The 24,572-nt window shown below is 70.9% G+C and carries 12 protein-coding genes, 1 tRNA gene and 1 pseudogene; 8 read left to right on the top strand and 6 right to left on the bottom strand.

Translation table 11 applies throughout. The features are described 5' to 3' along the window. The first annotated feature begins 5 nt into the window (after positions 1-5). On the top strand, positions 6-1,271 hold the full coding sequence (locus ACFVX4_RS23705; protein WP_389980562.1) for an MFS transporter: 1,266 nt from the start codon (positions 6-8) through the stop codon (positions 1,269-1,271). An 89-nt stretch (positions 1,272-1,360) separates the two neighbouring features. Here the strand turns inward: ACFVX4_RS23705 and ACFVX4_RS23700 are convergent, their stop codons facing one another. Both ACFVX4_RS23700 and ACFVX4_RS23695 read right to left on the bottom strand, forming a co-directional pair. Further along, complete coding sequence (locus ACFVX4_RS23700; RefSeq protein ID WP_389980560.1) at positions 1,361-2,890, bottom strand: amino acid permease; 1,530 nt, start codon at positions 2,888-2,890, stop codon at positions 1,361-1,363. An 86-nt stretch (positions 2,891-2,976) separates the two neighbouring features. After that, a complete protein-coding gene (locus tag ACFVX4_RS23695; RefSeq protein WP_389980558.1) occupies positions 2,977-3,984 on the bottom strand; it encodes a hypothetical protein in 1,008 nt (335 codons plus the stop codon). 443 nt (positions 3,985-4,427) lie between these two features. On the opposite strand from ACFVX4_RS23695, the gene ACFVX4_RS23690 reads away from it, so the two are divergent. From ACFVX4_RS23690 to ACFVX4_RS23680, 3 genes are read left to right on the top strand one after another with little or no spacing between them, the layout of a single operon-like run. Then, entirely contained in the window at positions 4,428-5,861 is a 1,434-nt protein-coding gene (locus tag ACFVX4_RS23690; protein ID WP_389980556.1) for an FGGY family carbohydrate kinase, read from the top strand. A gap of 19 nt (positions 5,862-5,880) precedes the next feature. Next, positions 5,881-7,329 carry an NAD(P)/FAD-dependent oxidoreductase gene (locus ACFVX4_RS23685; RefSeq protein ID WP_389980554.1) on the top strand — a complete coding sequence of 483 codons (1,449 nt, stop codon included), beginning with the start codon at positions 5,881-5,883 and terminating at the stop codon, positions 7,327-7,329. Further along, entirely contained in the window at positions 7,326-8,558 is a 1,233-nt protein-coding gene (locus ACFVX4_RS23680; RefSeq protein WP_389980553.1) for an FAD-dependent oxidoreductase, read from the top strand. Before ACFVX4_RS23685 ends, ACFVX4_RS23680 begins: the two co-directional genes overlap by 4 nt. A gap of 7 nt (positions 8,559-8,565) precedes the next feature. Here the strand turns inward: ACFVX4_RS23680 and ACFVX4_RS23675 are convergent, their stop codons facing one another. Together ACFVX4_RS23675 and ACFVX4_RS23670 are read right to left on the bottom strand one after the other, a co-directional pair. Continuing rightward, complete coding sequence (locus tag ACFVX4_RS23675) at positions 8,566-8,934, bottom strand: hypothetical protein (protein ID WP_389980551.1); 369 nt, start codon at positions 8,932-8,934, stop codon at positions 8,566-8,568. A gap of 133 nt (positions 8,935-9,067) precedes the next feature. Then, the gene (locus ACFVX4_RS23670; protein WP_389980549.1) at positions 9,068-9,604 is read right to left on the bottom strand and encodes a DUF309 domain-containing protein; all 537 of its coding nucleotides are present in this window, start codon (positions 9,602-9,604) and stop codon (positions 9,068-9,070) included. Between the two features lie 107 nt (positions 9,605-9,711). Here ACFVX4_RS23670 and ACFVX4_RS23665 point away from each other — a divergent pair, with 107 nt between their 5' ends. Together ACFVX4_RS23665 and ACFVX4_RS23660 are read left to right on the top strand one after the other, a co-directional pair. Next, a complete protein-coding gene (locus ACFVX4_RS23665; protein ID WP_389980547.1) occupies positions 9,712-12,345 on the top strand; it encodes an ATP-binding protein in 2,634 nt (877 codons plus the stop codon). A 49-nt stretch (positions 12,346-12,394) separates the two neighbouring features. After that, a tRNA-Pro gene (locus ACFVX4_RS23660) sits at positions 12,395-12,468 on the top strand. Positions 12,469-12,567: 99 nt separating this feature from the next. On the opposite strand, the pseudogene ACFVX4_RS23655 reads toward ACFVX4_RS23660, so the two are convergent. Further along, positions 12,568-12,997, bottom strand: a pseudogene (locus ACFVX4_RS23655) (tyrosine-type recombinase/integrase); the annotation flags it as partial. A 792-nt stretch (positions 12,998-13,789) separates the two neighbouring features. Here ACFVX4_RS23655 and ACFVX4_RS23650 point away from each other — a divergent pair. After that, positions 13,790-14,026, top strand: coding sequence for a hypothetical protein (locus tag ACFVX4_RS23650; protein ID WP_389980545.1), 237 nt, complete (start codon positions 13,790-13,792; stop codon positions 14,024-14,026). 4 nt (positions 14,027-14,030) lie between these two features. Here the strand turns inward: ACFVX4_RS23650 and ACFVX4_RS23645 are convergent, their stop codons facing one another. Continuing rightward, on the bottom strand, positions 14,031-22,127 hold the full coding sequence (locus tag ACFVX4_RS23645; protein WP_389980543.1) for an Ig-like domain repeat protein: 8,097 nt from the start codon (positions 22,125-22,127) through the stop codon (positions 14,031-14,033). A 1,193-nt stretch (positions 22,128-23,320) separates the two neighbouring features. On the opposite strand from ACFVX4_RS23645, the gene ACFVX4_RS23640 reads away from it, so the two are divergent. Then, complete coding sequence (locus tag ACFVX4_RS23640; RefSeq protein ID WP_389980541.1) at positions 23,321-24,547, top strand: cytochrome P450; 1,227 nt, start codon at positions 23,321-23,323, stop codon at positions 24,545-24,547. The last annotated feature ends 25 nt before the right edge of the window (positions 24,548-24,572 follow it).

Below are 24,572 nucleotides of genomic sequence, written 5' to 3'. Positions count from 1 at the left end.
GCCGGATGGAGCAGCTGCCGGACCCGCCTCCGCCTTCCGCCCGCACACAGACCGCCGGGACCGACCGTCCCGGACGTACCCTGCTGCGCCACCGACCGTTCGCGCTGCTGTGCGGGGAACAGATCGCCAGCTCCGTCGGGCGTCAGGTCACCACCCTGGCTCTCGCGCTGCTCGCCGTGACCCTGCTGGACGCCGGACCGTTCGGCGCCTCCGCGCTGATGGCGTTGAGCTATCTGCCGGGCGCGCTGCTCAGCCCGTTCGCCGGTGTGCTGGTCGACCGGGCGCGGCTGCGCGGCCTGACCGTGCTCCTCACCGTTCTTCAGGTGCTCGTCGTCGGTTCCGTCCCCCTGACGGCGGCCCTGGGCCGGCTCGGACTGCCCCAGCTGTACGTGGTGGCCACCGTGTCGGGCGCGCTGACCTCCATGCTCGCCGTCGCCCTCCAGGCGGCCCTGCCCCGGGTCGTGCACCCCGAGCAGCTGCTGTCCGCCAACTCGGCGCTGACCGGCGCCCGGACCGCCGGGCAGATCGGCGGCCCCGCGCTCGGCGGCGTGCTGGTGGGGCTGACCGGGGCCTCGACGGCGCTGCTGGCCGCCTGTGTGGCGTACGGCGTCGAGGCACTGCTGCTGCTCGCACTCCCCGCCGCACTCAACACCCCGGCACAGCGGGGCAATCGCGCGTCGGAATCCCGAACCGCCGCGCTGCGCGCGGGACTCGAAGTCGTGCGCGGCGAACGGCTGCTGCGCCGGCAGGTGCTCGCGGGGGCCGGATTCAACCTCGGCAGCGGGGCCGCCGACGCGCTCTTCGTGCTCTACGCCACCCGCGATCTCGGCCTGCCCGCCTGGCAGTTGGGGACGATCTACGCCGCGTTCAGCGTCGCCACCGTCCTCGGTGTGCTGCTGGCGGGCCGGTTCGCCGCCACCATCGGGCTGGCCAGGGCCACCCGGATCTGCGCGGTGGTGGCCGCCCTCGCGATCTTCCTGATCCCGGGCGCCTCCCTGGGACCCGGCTTCCCGGCGCTGCTCGCGTACCAGTTCCTCTTCGGCCTCGCGGCCACGGTCTGGGCCATCTCCATGACCACCACCCAGCAACTGATCACACCGCCCGAGCTCCAGGGCCGGGTCGCCGGGGTCCTGCAGGCCGCACTCATCGGCACGGTGCCGATCGGCGCGCTCGGCGGCGGTGCGCTCGCCGCCTGGCTGGGCAACGTCCCGGTGCTCACCGGCGGGGCGACGGTGTCGCTCCTGGCCGCCGCCTGTCTCTGGTTGCGATAGCCGGGGCCGCGGGGTCCGCCACGCACTCGGCCCTCCCGGAGCGCCCCCTGCCGTCGGGGCTGTTCCGGGAGGGCCGGGGAAGAGCCGGCTCAGACGATGCCTTCCTCGATCTCCGCCTGCTCGCGGGCGTTCCCGTACGCCGACGGGGTGCTGTACGAACGGCGGGCGACGAACCACCACACGGTGGCCAGGACCAGCACCGCGACCAGCGCGATCGACGCGTAGTTCATCGAGTCGACCGTCACCGGGGAGGACTGCGGGAGCAGGAACAGAACGGTCACGATGGCGACCCACACGACGGCGATCCAGCCGATCGGCTTGCTCCAGCGGCCCAGGTGCCACGGTCCGCGCTCGAACCGGCTGCCGGAGCGCAGCTTCAGGAAGATCGGGATCGCGTAGGCGGGCGTGATGCCGATGACGTTGATCGCGGTGACCGCACCGTACGCGGTGGCGGAGTACAGCGACGGCAGCGCGAGCACTCCGGCGACGACGACCGACAGCCACACCGCGTTGACGGGCGTCTGGGTGCGCGCGCTCACCTTGTGCCACAGAGCCGAGCCCGGCAGGGCGTTGTCGCGGCTGAACGCGAACACCATCCGGCTTGCGGCGGCGACCTCGGCGTTGCCGCAGAACAGCTGTGCCGCGATCACGATCAGCAGCATGGCGGTGGCCCCGGAGGTGCCCAGCGCGTCGATCAGGATCTGCGCCGGAGGCACACCGGTGGCGCTCTTCTGGGTGCCCGCGTAGTCCTGGATGGCGAAGGTCAGCCCGGCGAGCAGGACGAAACCGGCGACCCAGGAGACCCAGATCGCGCGGACGATGCCCTTGGCGGCCGTCACGGAGGCGTTGGACGTCTCCTCCGACAGGTGGGCCGAGGCGTCATAGCCGCAGAAGGTGTACTGCGCGAGGAGCAGGCCGATCGCCGCCACGTACAACGGGTTGTGCCAGCCCGTGTCATTGACGAACTCGGTGAAGACGAACGACGGCGACTGGTGGTGCGAGGGCACGATCGCGAGCACGGTGACGATCACCGCGACACCGGCGAGATGCCACCACACACTGATGGAGTTGAGCACGCTGACGAGGCGGACGCCGAAGAGATTCAGCACGGCGTGCAGGAGCAGGATGCAGACAAAGATGATCATTGTCTTGCCCGGTGTGGGAGTGAAGCCCCACTGCAGATTCATCAGCGCACCGGTGAACAGCGCCGCACCGTAGTCGATGCCCGCGATCGCGCCCAGCAGACCCAGCAGATTCAGCCAGCCGGTGTACCAGCCCCACTTGCGGCCGCCGAGCCGGTCGGCCATGTAGTACAGCGCCCCCGAGGTCGGGTAGGCGCTGGTGACCTCGGCGAGCGCCATGCCGACGCAGAGCACGAAAAGACCGACACCGGCCCAGCCCCAGAGCATCACGGCCGGTCCACCGGTCGACATGCCGAAGCCGTACAGGGTCATGCAGCCGGAGAGGATCGAGATGACGGAGAAGCTGATGGCGAAGTTGCCGAAGCCTCCCATACGGCGGGCGAGCACCGGCTGGTAGCCGAGTTCGCGCAGTCGCTCCTCCTCGTCCTTCGGCGGGGTTGCCTCCGCACCCGACTGGGTCGGGGTGGATATGGACATCGGGAAAACCTCCGTGAGCGGGATGGAAAGGGACGGACAGGATCGGTTCGGGGCGGGCAGGAGGCACGGCGTCGCGGCGCCTCCAGTCAGCGCTGGGGCCCCCGCCCGGGGGTACGGGGCGCCGCGAGACAGCGGCTGCGGGCGCGCAGGAAGACATCCTCGGCGTCTCCCGGGCCCTTGCGGCCACGTGTGCGGTACGCCCAGGGAACCGAGGTGAAATAGGGGCCAAGTTCCTCGAACACCGCTGCGGCCTCGGCGAATTGGAGGGCTCCCCACAGGGCGTGGGCCAGATGGTTGAGGTCGAGCAGGGAGTGGGAGATCGGTGTCGTACGGCGGAACCAGAGTTCCAGCGCACGGGCCGCGTCCCGTTCCGCGTCCTCGGTGACCCAGTGCAGGTCCAGGGCCTTCTCGTGGCCCTGTTCGCGGCGGTAGCGCTCGACCCGCACATACAGGGGCAGCACGTGCAGCGCGGAGCCGTCGGGTGCCGAAGAGGCCGCCCACTGGACGAAGTTGACCGCCTCCGAGAGGGAACCGCCGCCCTTTCGCGCGTATACGAACTGGAGCATCCGGTGATAGGCCTCGCGGTTGCACGGATCGCGTTTGTCGGCCTCCGCCAGCAGCCCCCACGGACCGGGAAAGAGCATCGGTCCCGGCGGATGCAGCCGGTGCTCCTCCAACTGCTGCCGCTCGTCCAGCTGGGACAGGGCCAGCAGGCACACCCATGGCACCGGGTCCGCGGGCGAGGCGTTCGCGGCCGTCCGGCAGGCCTGCCAGGCCTCCGCCCACAGCTCCTGGGCCCGGTGATGGCCCTCGCGGTGGGCGCGCACGGCACGCTCGACGACGACCCGCGCCTGCATCACCGCGGCGGCGACACTCCGGGGGTCCTCGGCCAGCCAGGCCTGCACCGCGTCCGAACCGGCGGCGACCGCCCCCAGCACCTGGGTGCGCTGGGTCCACAGGGTCCAGTCCGGCGTACTCTCCAGCAGGCTCCGCATGGACATCCAGCGGCCGGTGCGCAAATCCTGTAACGCGACGCGCAGATCGTTGTCATGGCCGGCCGGGTGGTAGACCGGCCGGAAATCACTGTTGGCCATGGACTCGCCCTGCCCCCGTACGACAGGCCGGCATGCGACGGTCGGAAGATCTCCTCAGCACGTCACGCAACCCGGCGGCGGCATGGAACCCGTGCAGATGCGAAAGGCCGGGGAACCGGTGAATCGGGGCTCGGTACAGGGTGTCGGTCTCATCAATCCTCAAGGACGTGGGGGGTGAAGCAGTCTGTTGAAAAACGAACTGCTCGAAAGTGTCCGGTTGTTGCCCGGCGGTGAGTGTAAGGCCAGTCACTCCGAACTCCGGACCGATTCGCGGATCTTACTCAAGTCAGCTGATTCCCCCGGACGTTGAAAGATGTACCGGTTCTTCCGGTCGTGACCTGGTCGGCTCTTGACGTACGCGGTGGTCTGCACCACTCTGGGCGGCGAGTTCAGTGATCACGCTTCCGTTCAAGCCGCAGAGCTTCCGCACCGCTGGAGAGTCGATGACAGGCCCGGTACTCGCCGTGGACCAGGGCACGTCGGGGACGAAGGCTCTGGTGATCTGTCCCGAGCGCGGCGTGATCGGTTCCGCTTCCGTTCCGGTGAGGCCCCGGCACGGCGCCGGGGGAGTGGTCGAGGCGGACCCGGCCGAACTGCTCGGCTCGGTCGTCGAAGCGGGCCGCCGGGCATTGCGGGAAGCCGCCGAACCGGTTTCGGCGGTCGGCCTCGCCAACCAGGGCGAGACGGTGCTCGCCTGGGATCCGGAAACGGGGCGGCCGCTCACCGATGCGATCGTCTGGCAGGACCGGCGCTCCGCCGCGATCTGCGAAGAACTCTCCCCGTACGATGAAGAGTTGACCCATCTCACCGGACTGCCCCTCGATCCGTACTTCGCCGCGCCGAAGATGGCCTGGATCCGCCGGGAACTGACCCGGGAGGGCGTCGTCACCACCACCGACTCCTGGCTCGTCCACCAGCTGACCGGAGCGTTCGTCACGGACGCGGCGACGGCCGGGCGCACCCAGTTGCTCGACCTCGACCGGGTCGGCTGGTCACCCCGGGCCCTGGACATCTTCGAGCTCGGCGACGAACGGCTGCCGGACGTCGTCGACTGCGACAGCACCGTCGGTACGACCACCGCCTTCGGCGGTGAACTGCCGCTGACCGGCCTGCTCGTGGACCAGCAGGCCGCCCTGCTCGCCCAGAACGCCCTGGACCCGGGCAATGCCAAATGCACCTACGGGACGGGCGCCTTCCTGCTCGCCCAGACCGGGCCCGCCCCGCGCCGCGGCTCCACCGGACTGGTCAGCTGTGTCGCATGGCGACTCGGTGGCCGAACGAACTACTGCCTCGACGGGCAGGTCTACACCGCCGCGTCCGCCGTCGACTGGCTCTCCGGCCTGGGGGTGATCTCCGGCGCGGCCGACCTCGACCCCGTCGGCGCGACCGTCCCCGACTCCGGCGGCGTCACCTTCGTACCGGCACTCGCCGGACTCGCCGCCCCCTGGTGGCGCGGTGATCTGCGCGGATCGGTGACCGGCCTCGGCCTCGGCACCACCGCGGGCCATCTGGTGCGCGCGCTGTGCGAAGGCATCGCGGCACAGGTCGTCGAGCTCACCGAGGCGGCCGCGACCGACCTCGGCTCGCCACTGACCTCGCTCCGCGTCGACGGTGGTCTGACCCGCTCCGAGCTGCTCATGCAGACCCAGGCGGACCTGCTGCAACGGCCCGTCGAGGTGTCCGCCCTGCCCGACGTCACCGCCCTCGGCGTCGGAGCGGTCGCCCGGCTCGGCCTCGACCCGCGCCTCCCGCTCCGCCGGGCCGTGCCCGACTGGAAGCCCGCCGCCGTGTACGAACCCCGGATCGGCGCCGACGAGGCGGCCGAACGGCTCGCCGGCTTCCGGACCGCCGTGCAGACCCTGCTGGACCATGCCTGAGACGTACGAGAGTCACACGATGAGCCCCACGATCACCACCGCCGGAGAACTGACGGCCGACGACCTGCCCGGTACCCGGCCGGACGGCGGGCCGGGCGCCCCGGTCTACGACGTGACCGTCGTCGGCGCAGGCGTCGTCGGCGCCGCCATCGCCCGGGAACTGGCCCGCTACCGGCTGCGCACCGCGCTCCTCGACGCCTCCGACGACATCGGCAACGGAACGTCGAAGGCCAACACCGCCATCCTGCACACCGGTTTCGACGCCGTACCCGGCTCACTGGAGGCCCGGCTCGTCCGCGAGGGGCAGCACAGACTCCGCGCGTACGCGGCCGAGACCGGCATTCCCGTCGAACGCGTCGGAGCCCTGCTTGTCGCCTGGGACGAGGAGCAACTTGCGGCACTGCCCGCCCTGTTGGCCAAGGCGAAACGGAACGACTACCACGCGGCACGGCTCCTGGACGCCGGTGAACTGCGCGCCCGCGAACCCCATCTGGGCCCCGGCGCCCTCGGCGCACTCGAAATCCCCGACGAGAGCATCATCTGCCCCTGGACGACGCCGCTCGCCTATGCCACCCAGGCCGTGCGCGCCGGAGTCCATCTGCACCTCAACTGCCGGGTGCGGCACATCGACAGCGGCGACGACGTCCACACCCTCACCACCACCCGGGGAACGCTGCACACCCGCCATCTGATCAACGCCGCCGGACTCCACGCCGACGAACTCGACCGGGAACTCGGCCACGACGACTTCACCGTCACCCCGCGCCGCGGCCAGCTCATCGTCTTCGACAAGCTCGCCCGCGGTCTCGTCGGCCACATCCTGCTCCCGGTGCCCACCGCCGCCGGCAAGGGCGTGCTGGTCGCACCGACCGTCTTCGGCAATGTGCTGCTCGGCCCCACCGCCGAGGACCTCGACGACAAGACCGCCACCGGATCGACCGCCGACGCGATCACCATGCTGCGGGAGAAGGGCCGCCGCATCCTGCCGGAACTGCTCGACGAGGAAGTCACCGCCGTCTACGCCGGACTGCGCGCCGCGACCGGCCAGGAGGACTACCGCATCCGGTCCCGGCCGGACCGGCGGTACATCGCCGTCGGCGGCATCCGCTCCACCGGGCTCACCGCCTCCATGGCCATCGCCGCCCATGTCATGGAACTGCTCGGCGACTCGGGCCTCGATCCCGGGACACCGTCCGAACTGCCGCCCGTCACCATGCCCAACCTCGGCGAGGCCTTTCCGCGCCCGTACCAGGACGCCGGACTCATCGCGGCGGACCCCGCGTACGGCACGCTGGTCTGCCACTGCGAACGGGTCTCCGCGGGCGAGATCAGGGACGCCCTGGCCGGTACGGTGCCGCCGCACTCCCCGGACGGCCTGCGGCGCAGGACGAGAGCCGGGAACGGCAGGTGCCAGGGTTTCTACTGCGGGGCCGCGGTCCGTGCACTGTTCGAGGAGGCCCGGACATGACCCGGCGCGAGCGGACCGTCGACGTGCTGATCGTCGGGGGCGGCCCGGCCGGCCTCGGCGCCGGGGCCGAACTCGCCGCGTCCGGAGCGGGCCGGGTCGAGATCCTGGAACGCGAACAGACCGCGGGCGGCATTCCCCGCCACTGCCACCACGGCGGATTCGGCGGCCACGCCATCGGGGGAGGGACGACCGGACCCGCCTACGCCCGCGGCTGCGTGGCCGCGGCCGTGCGCGCCGGGGCCACCCTGCGCACCGGTGTCACCGTCACCGGCTGGGCCGGACCGCTGACCGTGGACACCACCGCACCCACCGGCCTCGAACGGATCACCGCCCGCGCGATCGTCCTCGCCACCGGCGCCCGCGAGCGCCCCCGCAGCGCCCGCCTGGTCCCCGGCAGCCGCCCACCCGGCGTCTACACCACCGGCGAACTCCAGCAGGCCGTCCATCTGCACCGGCAGCGGATCGGCAGCCGCGCCGTCGTCATCGGCAACGAACCGGTCAGCCGTGCCGCGGCCGACACCCTGCGCGTCGCCGGCCTGGACGTCGTCGCCATGGTCACCGACCAGCCGTCCTCCCGGCTCGCCGCCCTGACCCGGCCCGGCGACCGCACCCCGGTCCTCGGCCGCACCACCGTCACCGCGCTGACCGGCCGGGAACGCCTCACCGGCGTCGCGGTGCGCCACCACGACGGCCGGACCACGACCCTGCGCTGCGACACCGTCGTCTTCACCGGCGACTGGATCCCCGACCACGAACTGGCCCGGCGCGGCGAGCTCGCCCTCGACCCCGGCACCCGCGGCCCCGCGTACGACGTCGCCCACCGTACGACCGGGACCGGAATCTTCGCCGTCGGCAATCTGCTGCACGGCGTGGAGAGCGCGGGCGTCGCCCTCGCCGAGGGCCGGGCCGCCGCCGCGCCCGTACTGCGCCACCTGACCACAGGCACGTGGCCCACCGGACGCACGCCCATCGCGGTCGACGCCCCGCTGCGGTGGATCGCACCGAACCTCATCGGCCCCGACGGCGGCCTCCCGCGCCGCGGCCGCTTCACCCTGCGCACCACCGGGAGACTCGCCTCGCCGCTGCTCGTCGTCCGCCAGGACGGCCGGGAGCTCCACCGGCAGCGGCTGCTGCTGCCCGCCGTCCCGGATCGTGCGTTCCATCTGCGCGCCGACTGGCTCGACCGGGTCGATCCGCACGGCGGGACCGTACGGATCGCGGTGCGCTGACCATACGTCAGGGAATGAGCAGCCAGTCCGATCCGATCGCCGCGACCAGACCGAAGGCCAGCAGCCAACTGCCCAGTCGGGTGCGGCCGTTGCGGCTGAGCTCGATCACGATCCCGCACAGGATCAGCGCGAGCCCGTACACCCCGACCACCAGGACGGACGACCGGCTGGCTATCCGCAGCGCGAGGACCACCGCCATCGCGGCCATGCCGACCGACGAGAGGACCATGCGCAGCCGTCTCGCCTGGCGTGGTGTCAGCTTCCGGTCCCCGGTCCTGTCGGCCTCCTCGGGGGCCGTCTCCGCGACGGCCTCGGGGTCGGCCTCCGGGACGGGTATCGGGGTGTCCACGGCCTGGTCCTGGTCAGAAGTGCTCATGACGCGCGATCGTAATGGCTGCGGGCCGCCCTGTTCACCGCTCCGGGCGATGGGCGGCGAATATGACGCAGGTCCGATGCCTGCCCGGCCACTTACCGCCCCCCGCGCCGGTACGACCCGGGCCCGGTCCGGGCTACGGGGCCGGGGGCCGCAGATGCGGTGCCTCGGTGGCCGCGTCGACGGGCTCGGCACGCGCCGCCCGTCCGCCTGCCGTGCCCCCGTCGTCCGCGGCCGTCCCCGCCGCCACGCGTCCGGCCAGTTCCTCGGCCCAGCCGATCAGCCCGTCGACGCCGATCCCGTACGGCCGGACCGCGGCGAACTCCGCGAGCGCCGCCGCGCCGCGCCGCAACAGCCGCGCCCCGCCCGTCGAATTGCCCCGGGCCGCATGGGTCAGCCCCACGGCCAGCTGCGCGAGCCCGCGCCACAACTCCCGCTCGGCCACCGGGCCCGACTTCCACGCGTCCTCGAACACCTCGTGCGCATGGAACGGCATCCCCGCGTCCAGCAACCGCTGTGCCTCCCGCACTGTTTCCTCCGGGGTGCGGACCACCCCTTCCGGCTGCCGCTCGACTCCCGGCGCCCCGTACGGAAGGGGGCGCCCCAGCCCGTCACGCGGGCGTGCGTTGCGTGCCCTGCCCTCGGTGTCACGGTCCCTGCGCGTCTCGTCCACTCCACGATTGTGCCCCGCACCTGCGGCGAACTGTCCGAACCACTGTCCGTGGACCCCGGACACGACTAGTGTCGAAAGCCATCCGTACCACCCTGGGGAGGGTAGGCATGAAGCCGTCCCGGCCGCTGTACGAGCGCGAACCGGAACTCGCCGCCGCCGCACAAGCCGTGGACGCCCTTTGCGGCGCCCAGGCCGCCGGCGGGCTGCTGATCTTCAGCGGCGAGGCAGGCATCGGCAAGACAGCACTGCTCGGCGAGATCCGGACGATCGCCGCCGACCGCTGCACGGTCTGGTCCGCACGAGGCGGCGAAACGGTCACATCCGTGCCGTTCCACGTCGTGCGCCAACTGCTGCAGCCCGCACTCGACCGATTCCCGCCCGACGAGGTGCGGGCCCTGTTCGGGTCGTGGTTCGAGATCGCCGCGCCGGCCCTCGGGCTGGCCGAACCGACCGGTCCGCAGCCGGACCCGCAAGGTGTGCGGGACGGCCTCGACTTCGTCGTCGCCCGGCTCGCGTCCCGGCTGAGCCACCGCCCGCTGCTGCCCATCATCGACGACGCGCACTGGGCGGACGGCGAATCCCTCGCCTGGCTCGCCTCGTTCACCGCCCGCCTCGGCGAACTTCCCGTCCTGGTCGTCCAGGCGCACCGCCCGGAAGAGCTGGCCGCGCGCCAGAAGGAGAGCGGACCGGGCAGTGCCCACCCGTCCCAGGTACGCGTCGCGCTGCGCGCGCTCACCCCGGACGCCACCGCGGAACTGGTCCGCGCGGCCCTCGGCGAACACGCCGACGACCCGTTCTGCCGCGAGGTGTGGGCCGTCACCGGCGGCAACCCCTACGAGGCGGTCGAGCTCGTCGCCAAGGTGCAGGACCGCGAACTGGCCCCGCTGGAGGAGTCGGCCGGGCTGCTGCGCGAACTCGGCGCCTCGGCCCGCGGCAGCGGACTCGTCGCCCGGCTCGAACGGCTCGGCACCAACGCCAACAGGTTCGCCTGGGCCGCCGCAGTCCTCGGCACGGACATCTCCCAGGACCTCGCCGCCACACTGGCCGGAATGAGCCCGGCCGAGGCCGCCGACTGCACGGCACGACTGCGCGAAGCCCGTATCGTCACCGGCTTCGACCCGCTGGAGTTCGTCCATCCGCTCATCGCGAGCGCGGTCTACCGGTCCATCCCGCCGGCCACCCGCACCGCCATGCACGGCCGGGCCGCCTGGGCGATCACCCGGGCCGGACTCGGCCCCGCGGCGGCCTCCCGGCACCTGCTCGAAGTGCATCCGGACGACGACCAGGAACTGGTCGAGCAACTCCGCGAAGCGGCCAAACAACACCTCGCCGTCGGTGCCCCGGAGGCCGCCCGCCGCTGCCTCGAACGCGCCCTGCAGGAACCACCGCGCCAGCGCGTGAAGGCCACCCTGCTGTACGAACTGGGCTGCGCCACACTGCTCAGCTCCCCGGCCACCACCGTCCAGCACCTGCGTGCAGCCCTCAAGATGCCCGGACTCGACGACGACCAGCGGGTCGACGCCACCTACCGGCTCGCGGCCGCGCATTCGCACAACAACCAGCTCAAGGAAGCGGCGACCGCCCTCGCGGCGGAGGCCGCACGCACCGCGCCCGGCCCCGGCCTCATGCGGCTCCAGGCCGCGCACTTCCTCTGGGAGGGCATGCAGGCCGGCGAGGAGGACGGCCCCGGGCGCTCCGGCCGGCTCGCACGGAACGCCGACCATCTGCACGGCCGCGACAACGCCGAACGCGCCCTGCTCACACTCCGCGCCTTCGACGCCATGCTGCGCGGCGAGAACTCCCAGCTCATCGTCGACCTCTGCGAACGCGCCCTGGTCGACGGCCACCCCGCCCGGGGGCTCGGCTGGACCGATACGGAGTGGGGCTTCGAACTGCCGACCCTCGTTGGCATCACCTACGCCTTCACCGACCAGCTCGACCGGGCCGAGGAACTCTTCGGCGAGGCCGTCCGCGCCTTCGAGATCTCCGGCTGGAGCGGCGCGCACCTCGCGTTCGCGCACACCCTGCTCGGACTGGTCCACCGCCGTCGCGGACGGCTGGCCGAGGCCGAGGGCTTCCTGCGCGAAGGGCTGCGCCTCGCCGACCGCGTCGGCAGCGGACTTCCGGTCCACTGGGACGCGGCCTGTCTGCTCATCGACACCCTGGTCGCCCGCGGCCGTGTCACCGAGGCCCGCGAGATCGCCGACCGCTACTCCTTCGGCGCGCCCTACCCCAGCGCGATGGTGCTGCCCGACGGGCCGTGCGTACGCGGTCGGCTGCTGCTGGCCGAAGGCCGTACGAAGGAAGCGATCGTCGAACTCGAAGCGGCGGGCCAGGCCCTCGAACCCCGCGGCAGGTTCAACGGGGTGTGGGCTCCCTGGGCCGGCGACCTCGCCCGCGCCCTGGCCGAGGAGGACCCGGCGCGCGCCGCCCAACTCGCCACCTCGGCCCGGGTGCACGCCGAACGCTTCGGCACGGACACCGCGATCGGCGAAGCCCTGCGCTACGTTTCCCTCTTCGCCCGCCCCGAGGACGCCGTCCACCTGCTGGCCGAGTCGGTCCGCCACCTGGAGGCATCCCCGTCCGCGTACGAACACGCGCTGGCCCTCGTCGACTACGGCATCGCGATCCGCTCACCGCGCGAACTCGCCAGAGCTCACAAACTGGCCACCGCATGCGGCGCGGAATCCCTGGCAAACCGCGCCCACCAGGCACGGGCGTCGATCCGGGCCTCCGAGTGAGGTAGTGTTTGTCCTGCGAAGCCGCCCGGCAACACCGGGGGAATCGCATCGGGACGTGGCGCAGCTTGGTAGCGCACTTGACTGGGGGTCAAGGGGTCGCAGGTTCAAATCCTGTCGTCCCGACTGGAGACAGTCGCAGGTCAGGGCCGGTTTCGGAGACATCCGAAACCGGCCCTTGGTCATTCTTGGGGACCAGTTGGGGACCAGTCTCCTTGACCGGTGTCAGCGGGTCATGACGATCGGGCCCGGCAGGGAGCGCGGTGCGCGCAGCACGCTGAGGTGCGCGGAAAGCGCTGCGCCGGCAGCCGTGATCTTGTGTACGTCCGGGTGAAGGTAGCGCTGGGTGGTGGTCAGTGACCCGTGGCCGGCGATCCTGCGTAGGACGTGCACTTGGACTCCGGCGTCGGCGAACCAGGTCAGTCCGGTGTGCCGGAGGTCGTGGCGGCGCAGGTGCTCGTAGCCGAGCTTGGTGACCACGTCGTCCCAGTGCGTGGCATCGTGCAGGACGGCGGTGGAGATGCGTCCGCCGCGTGGGCCGGTGAACAGGCGGGCGTCGGGATTGGGGCCGGCGGACAGGATGCGCTGGGCGACGAGTGGGCGGATTTCCTCGACGATGGGAACCTTTGCGGGCTCGCTTGCCCTTGGTGCCCTTGATGGGGGTGTAGTCCCTATGGACCGGAACGCCGGGGCGAAGGGTAACGCGCACAGCGGGCGGTTCGTTAAGTTGCTCCATGTGTTTCCTATGACGCATCATTTGGAGTGCGTTGCCATCCTTGAATCGGCCGCTAAGGGCTTCTGAGCTGCGGTTTTGTCGATGCGCATCATGTGCGGTGTGGGCGTTACGGGTGATATCTTGACGCTGAAACGACGCTCATTTGACGCTCGTTCTGATGGGTTATCAGGCGTGCTGCGTCGCTGGTCAGCGATCTGCTGGCTGCGTGAGTGTGGCAGGGCGCTGGGAGTTTCGTGGCGCAACGCGGTGTCGCTGATCCACGCGTGCGGAACGCCCAGCAGGTTCTTCGTCTGCTGGTGCACGCCGGGGCGAGCAGTGAGAGCCCCGGCCGCTGTAATGCGTACGTCCTGCCTCGGATTGGCGACGACGGAACGAACTCGGGTCAGAGTCAGTGGGCCATCCACCCTGCCGTCAGCTCCGGCCCATGTCCCAGCCGCTGTGGGATGCCGGCCCATGGCCGACAACACAGCAATACGAACCCCCTGTGCTGCGGGGGAGTGACACTCGACGCCATGAGGGCTCTCGCAAGCAACGGCTCGTTGATGCGCGGGCAGGCGTGTTCGCTGCTGTGTGTCGTGCGGAACAGCTACCGCGCACAGTCTGTCCATGGGCGTGGTGCCGGCACAGTGGGCACAGGGCCACTTTCGCGGCGGTGTTCGCTCTGGCCTGCGTCGACCCGGTGGAGGGGTCTCGCGCGGCACCGCCCGTTCGATGGCGTCGGTGTTCGCCGAAGGCGCGCTGGAGTACGCCGACGACGCTTGGTGGCCCGCGGGCGGTTCACCGGCGAAGGAGATCGTGCCGCCCGGCGAGACGAGCGCCGTGCCCGTGACGGCCTTCGCGCTCCCGGGCGTGGTCACCATTTCGGTTCCACCGGAGTTCAGACACCCGGTACGGCAGACGGCGGCCCAGCTCATTCACGGCGACCTCACCCGCTTCCCCGGCCGGTGAGTCGTCAGAAAGTGGTGATCGCCACGCCGTCCGGGGCAGTGCCGGTGGTGACGGTGCCGATGACCAGGTTGGTGGCCGTGTTGATCACCGACACGGTGGTCGAGCCGTTGTTGGTGACGTAGGCGCGGGTGCCGTCCGGGGTGACCGCCACACCGATCGGGTTGGCGCCGACAGCGATGGGAGAGCCGATCACCAGGTTGGTGGCCGTGTTGATCACCGACACGGTGGCCGAGTTGAAGTTGGCGACGTAGGCGCGGGTGCCGTCCGGGGTGATCGCCACACCACGCGGGTTGGTACCGACAACGATGGGGGCACCGATGACCAGGTTGGTGGCCGTGTTGATCACTGAGACGCTGTTCGCGTTCTGGTTGGTGACGTAGGCGCGGGTGCCGTCCGGGGTGATCGCCACACCGTACGGACTGGTGCCGACGGTGATGGGAGAGCCGATGACCAGGTTGGTGGCGGTGTTGATGACCGACACGGTGGCCGAGTTGAAGTTGGTGACGTAGGCGCGGGTGCCGTTCGGGGTGATCGCCACACCACTCGGGGTGGTGCCGACCGTGATGGGAGCGCCGATGACGGCGTTGGTGGCCGTGTCGATCACGGACACGGTGGTCGAGCTTTGGTTGGTGACGTAGAGGCTGGCGCCGTTCGGGGTGATCGCCATTCCCTGCGGGCCATGGCCGGTGCCCAGGAGGATGGTCTTGATGACGGTGTTGCTGCCAGTGTCGATCACCGAGACGCTGTTCGAGGCGAAGTTGGCGACGTAGGCGGTGGCGCTGTTCGGGGTGATCGCCACACCCTGCGGGCTGGTGCCGACGGTGATGGGGGTGCCGATCACCAGGTTGGTGACCGTGTTGATCACGGACACGCTGTTCGAGTTCTGGTTGGTGATGTAGGCGCGTTGCAGGGTGTAGGTGTATCCGCCTGGGACGGTTGTGGTTCCGGCGGTGGTGGTGACTTGGACGATGACGTTGCCGGGGGCATGGGCCGGGGTGGTGCCGGTCAGGACGGTTCCAGCAGCGTTGACGGTGACGGGGGTGACGGTGGTGCCGCCAAAGGTGACAGCGGCGCCGGTGAGGTTGGTTCCGGTCAGGGTGAACGCGGTGCCGCCCGCAGTGGTGCCGGAGGTGGGGACGAGTGAACTCGCCGTGGGAGGTGCGGTGTTGACGGTCTGGGTGTCGGTGCCGGTCGAGGAGGAGAAGTTCTCCGCGCCGCCGTAGACCGCCGTGATCGTGTGGGTGCCCGCAGCGAGCGTGCTGCTCGTGACCGTGGCCACGCCACTCGCGTTGAGGGCGCCGGTCAGGGTGCCGCCGCCGGTCCCGCTGATGGTGAAGGTCACCGAGCCGGTGGGGATGCCCGCGCCGGGCGGGACCGCGGCGACCGTCGCGCTGAGGGTCACCGTCTGCCCGAAGGTGGACGGGTCGGGCACCGAGGTGGCCGTGGTGGTGGTCGCGGACTGGTTGACGGTCTGGGTGTCGGTGCCGGTCGAGGAGGAGAAGTTCTCCGCGCCGCCGTAGACCGCCGTGATCGTGTGGCTGCCGGCGGCGAGCGTGCTGGTGGTGACCGTGGCCTGTCCGGAAGCGTTCAGTGGCGCGCTGACGGGGGCGGCGCCGTCGATGCTGAAGTTGACGGTGCCGGTGGGGACGCCCGCGCCGGGCGGAACTGCGGCGACCGTCGCGGTGAGGGTCACCGTCTGCCCGAAGGTGGACGGGGCGGGCGCCGAGGTGACCGTGGTGGACGTCGCCGCCTGATTGACCGTCTGGGTGTCGCCACCGGTCGATGACGTGAAGTTCGCGTCACCGCCGTAGACCGCCGTGACCGCGTGACTTCCCGTGCTGAGCGGACCAGTGACGAATGTCGCCGCCCCGGCCGAATCCAGCGAAACGACCGCCGTTCCCCCGCCGCTCACCGTGAACGTGACCGAGCCCGTGGGCGTTCCCGTACCCGGCGCGACCGCCGCGACCGACGCGGTCAAGGTCACCGGCTGACCGAACACGGACGGATCGGGAGACGACGTCATCGTCGTGGTCGTCGTTGCCTGGTTGACGGTGTGGGTGTGAGTGCTGGTGGAGGTGGCGAAGTTGGTGTCGCCGTTGTAGGCGGCGGTGACGGTCTCGGTGCCGGCTTGGAGCGGGCTGTCGGTGGTGTAGGTCGCTGTGCCGGACGTGTTGAGGGGCACGGTGAGGTTACGGCCGGTGCTGGAGGTGAAGCTGACCGTGCCGGTGGGAATGCCGGCACCCGGCGCGACCGCGGCGACTGTGGCGCTGACGGTGACTTGTTGGCCGTAGGTGGAGGGATCGGGTGTGGCGGTGACGGTGGTGGTGGTTGCCGCCTGGCTGACGGTGTGGGTGGTGCTGCCGTTGGACGGGGCGAAGGCGGGGTCGCCGTGGTAGGTGACGGTGACGCTGTGTGTGCCGGCGCCGAGGGTGGCGATGGCGGCGGTGGCCACGCCGCTGCCGTCCAGGGTGCCGGGGAAGCTGCCCCCGCCGGTGCCGCTGATGGTGAAGGTGACCGTGCCCGTCGGCGTACCCGTGGCCGGCGGTAGTGCGCTCACGGTGGCGGTGAAGGTGGCTGACTGGCCGTAGGCGGACGGTTCCGGGGATGAGGTGACGGTGGTGGCGGTCGAGGGCAGCGTCGCCACACCGTGTGTGGTGGTGCCCGTCGATGACGTGAAATTGGCGTCTCCGCTGTAGAGCGCTGTGATGGCGTGGGTGCCGAAACCCATGGTGTTGGTGGTTACGGTGGCCACGCCACTGGTGTTCACCGTGCCGGTGAGGGTGCCGCCGCCGGTGCCGCTGATGGTGAAGACGACCGTGCCGGTCGGCGTACCCGCCCCCGGTGGGGCTGGGGCGACGACGGCGGTCAGGGTCACCGTGTCGCCGAAAGCGCTGGGATCGGGCGCCGATGAGACCGTGGTACTCGTCGCCGCTTGGGTGACCGTTTGCGTGTGGGTGCCGGTCGAGCCGGTGAAGTCGGCGTCGCCACCGTAGACCGCCGTGACGGAGTGGCTGCCCGCGGTCAAGGTGTTGATCGTGACGGTGGCCAGTCCTGCGGCGTCGACGGGTGCGGTGAAGTTGCCACCGCCGGTGCCGCTGATCGCGAAGCTCACCGTGCCCGTGGGGACACCGGCCCCCGGCGGGTCGGCGGTCACCGTGGCGCTGACCGTCACCGCCTGCCCGAAGGCGGACGGACTCGGCGCGGAGGTCACCGTCGTCGTGGTCGATGCCTGTTCGACGGTGTGGGTGTTGCTGTCGCTGGACCCGGTGAAGTTGGTGTCGCCGCTGTAGACTGCCGCGATGTTGTGACTGCCGGCTTCCAGGGTGCGGATCGTGACGGTGGCGTGTCCCGCCGTGTCGACGGGTGCGGTGAAGCTGCCACCGCCGTCACCGTCGATGGTGAAGGTGACTGAACCGGTGGCCGTCCCTGTACTGGGGGCCACGGGCGCGACTGTCGCTGTGACGGTGACGGGTTGCCCGAAGCGTGAGGGGTTGGGGGCGGAGGTGATGGTAGTGGTGGTCGATGCCTGGTTGACGGTCTGGGTGTCGGTACCCGTGGAGTTGGTGAAGTTGGGGTCGCCGTTGTAGAGGGCGGTGCCGAGGTAGGCGCCGGCGGTCAGGCTGCTGCTGACGGTCGCGGTGCCGGTGGCGTCCAGCGGCGCGTCCTGGCTCGCTCCGCCGCTCAGCGTGAAGGTGACGGTCCCGGTGGGGATGCCGGCGCCCGGGGCGACGGGGGCGACCACGGCGGTCGAGGTGAATGTCTGCCCTGACACCGACGGGTTCGGCGACGTGGTGAACGTCGTCGTTGTCACCGCCTGAGCGATGCTTTGTGTGCTGGTCCCGGTCGAGTTGGTGAAGTTTGTGTCACCGTTGTACGTGGCGCTGATGTTGTGTTCGCCCGTGCCGAGAGTGCTGACGACGACTGTCGTCATGCCGCTGCCGTTCAGGGTGCCGGTGAACGTACCTCCGCCCGTGCCGCTGACGGTGAACGTTACCGTGCCCGAGGGCACGCCGGCCCCTGGAGGCACAGCGGTCACCATCGCGCTGAGGGAGACCGCCTCACCGAACGCCGCGGGGTCCGGCGTCCCCGCGATCGTCGTGGTCGTCGCCGCCTGGGCGACGGTGTGGGTGTCGGTGCCGGTGGAGCCGGTGAAGTTGGCGTCGCCGTTGTAGACGGCGGTGGTGGTGTGACTCCCGGCTGCCAGGGTGCTGTTGGTGATGCTCGCTTGCCCCGAGGCGTCCACTGCGACGTCGAACGGGTCCGCCCCGTCGATGGTGAATGTCACCGTCCCCGTCGGGACACCCGCGCCGGGCAGCACGGCGCCGACGGTCGCGGTAGCCGTGAACTGCTGCCCGAAAACGGAAGGGTCGGGCGAGGACGTCACCGTCGTGGAGGTGGCCGTCTGACCGACCGTCTGGGTATCGGTGCCCGTCGACGTGGCGAAGTCGGCATCGCCGTTGTAGACCGCCGTCACGGTGTGGCTGCCTGCCGCCAGGGTGCTGGTGGTCACGGTGGCGGTGCCGCCCGCGTCGACCGGTGCCGTCAACGTGCCGCCGCCGGGGCCGTCGATGGTGAATGTCACCGCTCCCGTCGGGTCGCCCGCACCGGGCGGGACAGCGGCGACAGTTGCGGTAGCCGTGAACTGCTGCCCGAAAACCGAGGGGTCGGGCGAGGAGGTCACCGTCGTGGTGGTCGCCGCCTGGCTGACGGCCTGGCTGTCGGTGCCGGTGGAAGTGGCGAAGTCGGCGTCGCCGTTGTAGACCGCCGTCACGGTGTGGCTGCCTGCCGCCAGGGTGCTGGTGGTCACGGTGGCGGTGCCGCCCACGTCGACGGACGCCGTCAGGGTACTGCCGCCGGAACCCCCGATCGTGAAGGTCACCGTCCCTGTCGGGACGCCCGTGCCTGGGGCGACCGGGGCGACACTCGCACTGGCTGTGATCTGCTCACCGAACGTCGAGGGGTTGGGCGAGGAGGTGACCGTCGTGGTGGTCGATGCCTGGTTGACGGTCTGGGTGTCGGTACCCGTGGAGGTGGTGAAGTTGGCGTCGCCGCTGTAGACGGCGGTGATGGTGTGATCGCCGGTTCCCGCCGGCGTGCTCGTGGTGAAGTCGGCGACCCCGCCGGCGTCCAGGGGCACCCTCGCCGTCTCCCCACCGGCGACGCTGAAGGTGACCGCGCCGGTGGGAACTCCCGCGCCCGGCGCGACCGGTGCGACCGGTGCGACCGTCGCCGTGACCGTGAACGGCTGCCCGAACAGTGAGGGGTTCGGCGAGGTGAGGACCGCCGTGGCGGTGGCCGCGTGGGCGACCGTATGGGTCGTGCTGCTGCTGGACGGGTCGAAGGTCGAATCGCCGCTGTAGGAAGCGGTCACGCCGTGGATCTGGGCACCCAGACTGCTGGTGGTCACGGTTGCCACGCCACTCGTGTTCAGCGTGCCGGTGAGGGTTCCGCCGCCGGAGCCGGTGATGGTGAAGGTGACTGTGCCCGTCGGGATACCGGTGGCCGGTGGCACCGGGGCGACGATGGCGGTAAAGGTGACGGTCTCGCCGTAGAGCGAGGGGTTCGGTGAGGAGGTCACCCCGGTGGTCGTCGATGGCTGAGTCACCACACTGTGCGAGTCGGTGCCGGTCGAACCGCCGAAGTTGCCGTTGCCGCTGTAGACGGCCGTGATCGCGTGGGCGCCGAAGTCCAGGGTGTCGATGGACGCGGTGGCCACGCCGTTGGCGTCCACCGTGCCGGTGAGCGTGCCACCACCTGAACCGTTGACGGTGAAGGTGACTGTTCCGGTCGGCGTCCCTGCCCCCGGTGTGGCCGGAACGACCGTCGCGGTGAGCGTCACCGCCTCACCGAAAGCGGACGGGTCGGGCGAGGACGTTACCGTTGTGGAAGTGGCCGCCTGGCTGACGGTCTGGGTGTCGGTATCCGTTGAGGTGGTGAAGTTCGCGTCGCCGCCGTAGACCGCGGTCACCGTGTGGGTGCCCGCCTCCAAGCCGCTCACGGTCACGGCGGCGGTACCGCTTGCGTCCAGGGGGTCGGTGAAGGTGCCACCACCGGGCCCGCCGATCGTGAAGACGACCGTGCCCGTCGGCGAGCCTTCACCCGGCGCGATGGGCTCGACGATTGCGGTGACCGTGACCAACTGACCGAATACCGACGGATCCGGCCTGGACGTGACCGCCGTGGTCGTCCCTGCCTGGACGACAGTCTGCGAACCGGTACCGGTCGAGCCGGTGAAGTCGGTGTCACCGCTGTAGATCGCGGTGACGGAATGCCCGCCGGGGGCAAGCGCGCTGGTGACAAGCGACGCCTGTCCCGAACCGTCCAACGGCACGTCGATCGGCCCGCCGCCGTCGATGGTGAAGGTGACTGAACCGGTGGCCGTCCCTGTACTGGGGGCCACGGGCGCGACTGTCGCTGTGACGGTGACGGGTTGCCCGAAGCGTGAGGGGTTGGGGGCGGAGGTGATGGTAGTGGTGGTCGATGCCTGGTTGACGGTCTGGGTGTCGGTACCCGTGGAGTTGGTGAAGTTGGGGTCGCCGTTGTAGAGGGCGGTGCCGAGGTAGGCGCCGGCGGTCAGGCTGCTGCTGACGGTCGCGGTGCCGGTGGCGTCCAGCGGCGCGTCCTGGCTCGCTCCGCCGCTCAGCGTGAAGGTGACGGTCCCGGTGGGGATGCCGGCGCCCGGGGCGACGGGGGCGACCACGGCGGTCGAGGTGAATGTCTGCCCTGACACCGACGGGTTCGGCGACGTGGTGAACGTCGTCGTTGTCACCGCCTGAGCGATGCTTTGTGTGCTGGTCCCGGTCGAGTTGGTGAAGTTTGTGTCACCGTTGTACGTGGCGCTGATGTTGTGTTCGCCCGTGCCGAGAGTGCTGACGACGACTGTCGTCATGCCGCTGCCGTTCAGGGTGCCGGTGAACGTACCTCCGCCCGTGCCGCTGACGGTGAACGTTACCGTGCCCGAGGGCACGCCGGCCCCTGGAGGCACAGCGGTCACCATCGCGCTGAGGGAGACCGCCTCACCGAACGCCGCGGGGTCCGGCGTCCCCGCGATCGTCGTGGTCGTCGCTGCCTGAGCGACGGTGTGGGAGCCCGTACCGGTGGAGGGGTGGAAAGCGCTGTCGCCGTCGTAGACGGCGGTGATGGAGTACGGGCTTCCCAAGGGGTCGGCGTAGGCGTGCATGACGGTGGCCGCACCGCCGGCGAGCGGCGCCGTCACCCCCGGCGTCCCGTCGCCGAAGTCCAAGGTGATGGTGCCGGTCGGCGTGACCGAAGTGGTCGGAATCCCCGTCACGGTGGCCGTGACCGCTACTGGCTCGCCGGAGACGGAAGGGTCGGGATCGGAGGTCACCACGGTCGCCGACGCCGCCTGATAGGTGAAGGCGTTCGGAAGGGTGGTGCTGCCTCCGGGGGTGGTGACGGTGACCGCGGCGGGCCCTGTGAGTCCGGGCGGTGTCACGGCGACGATCAGGGTGTCGGAGTAGGAGCGGAAGGAGGGCGCGGCGAATCCGCCGAATGTCACGCTGATGGCGCCGGCCAGCCCGGTGCCGCTGACAACGACGGTCGTCCCGCCGGCAATGGGACCGCTCGCCGGGGTGACGCCGAGGACCGCCGGAACCGCGGCGTAGATGTAGAGCAGCCGGTTGCTGACGCCCCCGACCGCGACGGCGTAGACCGGAACCGTGCTGGGCACCGCAGCGGGAGGAGCGACGACGGCCAGCCGCTCGTCAGTGAGCACCGTCGGGGGCACCGTCGCGTCCCCGAAGTGCACGCTCTGCGCGGTGTACAGGTTCACGCCGGTCAGAGCGACGTTGCCGCCGCCGGCCAGCGGACCGCCACCGGGGGCGATCCCGGACAGGCGGGGCGCGGGGAGATAGAAGAAGGAGCCGATCGTGGCGGTGCCGCCGGGGGTGGTGACGCTCACGGGTACGACGCCATTGCCCGACGGAGCGACCGCGTTCACGGTCTGGTCGTCGGCGACCATGAAGCTCAGGGCCGGGCGGGCGCCGAAGTGCACAGCGGTCGCGCCGCCGAGGTGGCGCCCGACGATGACCACCTGCGTCCCGCCGGCTGAGGATCCCTGCTCCGGGAAGACACCGTTCATGACGCCCCCTAGATGTCGAGGCGGCGGAGCGCTGCTGCACCAGCTGATGCCAGACCACGGCAGCAACTGACGGCTGCAAGTCCTCTACGGGGATGCCCTTCACGACGCAAAGCGCCCGGACGCTGCCCCACCTGAATCGAGGTCAGCGGACGGCCAATGGGCGCGCTCCCCGGAGAGGGATGGGCGGCCCGCCGGTTCGGATACCTCAGTAAGCCATTGGAGTGGCTGTATGCACGAGAGCCTTGACGTATTGTCACCCATTTGGCGGAGCGGGCAGCCCACCGCTGATCGGGCGCCGACGGAGCGGACGCAGCGCGGGCCGGCCGCCGGGCTGGTCTCCGGAATCACCGATCAGCACAGCAGCGAGTGGTACGGGGCGGTGCGTCAGTACTGCAGCTCCCGCGAAGCACTGCTGGGCGCGGCCTGTGACATCGAGACGCATCCCGATTTCTTCACCCTGAAGATGCCGGCGAAGAGCGTGTTCGGCATGGGCGAGGAATTCGGCATCGACCTCACCGAGCGATTGGACCCCGGTGCCCTCGACGCGGCGGTCGAGGAGTTACACCGACAGGGTCCACCGGCAGACGGTGAAACCGGACGGCCTGGAGGGGCCGCTGCACGAGGCGTACATCAACGCGCCGACGTTCAACGCCGAGGAGGGCCGCTCCGAAGGGTTCGGGGGAACGGGGCACTCGGGAAGCGGCGCCCTTGATGCGTTCGGCGAGTTGCGGCCACCTGTCGTCGGGGTTGCCATCCCCGTCCTTCAGGCCGCCGTGCCCAAGATTCTGAACGGCCGCAGTCCGGCTCTACACCACCAACGCCAACCCTCTGATCGAGGACAAGGGCCACTCGCCGCTGTGCCGGTACGCCCACGAACGCATACGCCGTTCACCGCCTTGACGCGAGGCGGGTGCTGCTCCGGATCGAAGCCGGCAACGCCCCGAGTGCCGCCGTGGTGCGATCGGCCGGATTCGGGCCCACCGCGGACGAGCCCGTCCTGCGGGAGGCAAAGGGACGGCGGGTACTGCTGGAGACCTGGTGCCACCGGAACGGCGAACCGGTGTCCTGACCGGCGCGGGACCGCACCCGCAGCCCGGGGCGCCTCGGGCCCACTACGCTGGGATGAAGAGCGCGCACATGGTTCCGAGCGCACACATCCGTGCGAAGAGGTGCGGTGCCCTTCGGGAGGCATGATGAGCCGGCAGCCGGTCCTTCTTCCCTACGCCGATCCGGCCTTCGTCGCCGACCCCTTCCCGGTCTACCGGCAACTGTGCGAGGACGGCCCGGTACGGCGCGCCATCATCGCCGGCGGCCTGGAGGCATGGCTGGTCACACGGTACGAGGACGGCCTCGCGGCCCTGTCCGACCCGCGGCTGAGCAGCGACGTCCGCGATGCGTCGGATCCCCGGCTCATCGAGCGGCTGCCCGCCACGGACCGCGAGTCCGTACTGCGCAACATGCTCCGCACCGATCCCCCCGACCACACCCGGCTGCGCCGGCTGGTGTCCAGGGCGTTCACCGCGCACCGCGTGGCCCAGCTGCGGCCCCGTGTCCAGGAGATCGCCGACCGACTGCTCGACGAGATCGGGCCGCACGGCCGTGCCGACCTCGTCGGGAGCTACGCGCTGCCGCTCCCGGTCACCGTGATCGGCGAACTGCTCGGCGTGCCCGTGACCGACCGGCACGATTTCCAGCGGTGGACCGACGACATGGTCCTGCAGGGGGCCGAGCCACCGGACCCGGCCCGGACCGAAGAGGCATGGCGGCACCTGCGCGGGTATCTGACCGGGCTCATCGGGGCGAAGCGGGCCCGCCCCGGGGACGACCTGCTCAGCGCGCTGGTGACCGCCCGGGACGAGGAGCGGAGCCTGGACGAGGACGAGCTGATCGCCATGGCCTTCCTGCTGTTGGCAGCGGGATACATCACCACGGTCAACCTGATCGGCAGCGGGATCGCGGCGCTGCTCGCCCACCCCGACCAGCTTCGGATGCTGCGGGACGACCCGGCGCTGCTGCCGGGCGCGATCGAGGAATTCCTGCGCTACGACGGACCGGTCAACCCCGGCATCGCCCGGTTCGCGCGCGAGGACGTCACCATCGCGGGCGTGGACATCCCGCGCGGCGCGACCGTGCTCGTCGCATCGGCCATCGCCGACCGCGACCCGGACCACTTTCCCGAACCCGACCGCCTGGACATCTCACGGCAGGACAACGCCCACCTCGCGTTCGGGCACGGCATTCACTACTGCCTCGGGGCGCCGCTGGCCCGGCTGGAGGGGCAGATCGCCATCGGCACCGTACTGCGCCGCCTGCCCCGCCTCGCCCTGGCCGTGCCGCCCGAAGAGCTGCGGTGGCGACCGGGAGGGCTGCGGGGCCCCGAGCGACTGCCCGTCACCTTCACCGCCGACGCCCCGGCCTGAAGGCGTGCGCCGCGCCGCCCGCCGA

The organism is Streptomyces sp. NPDC058240 (assembly GCF_042882135.1).
Classification (GTDB): domain Bacteria; phylum Actinomycetota; class Actinomycetes; order Streptomycetales; family Streptomycetaceae; genus Streptomyces.
This window is presented reverse-complemented; position numbering and strand designations above follow the sequence as displayed.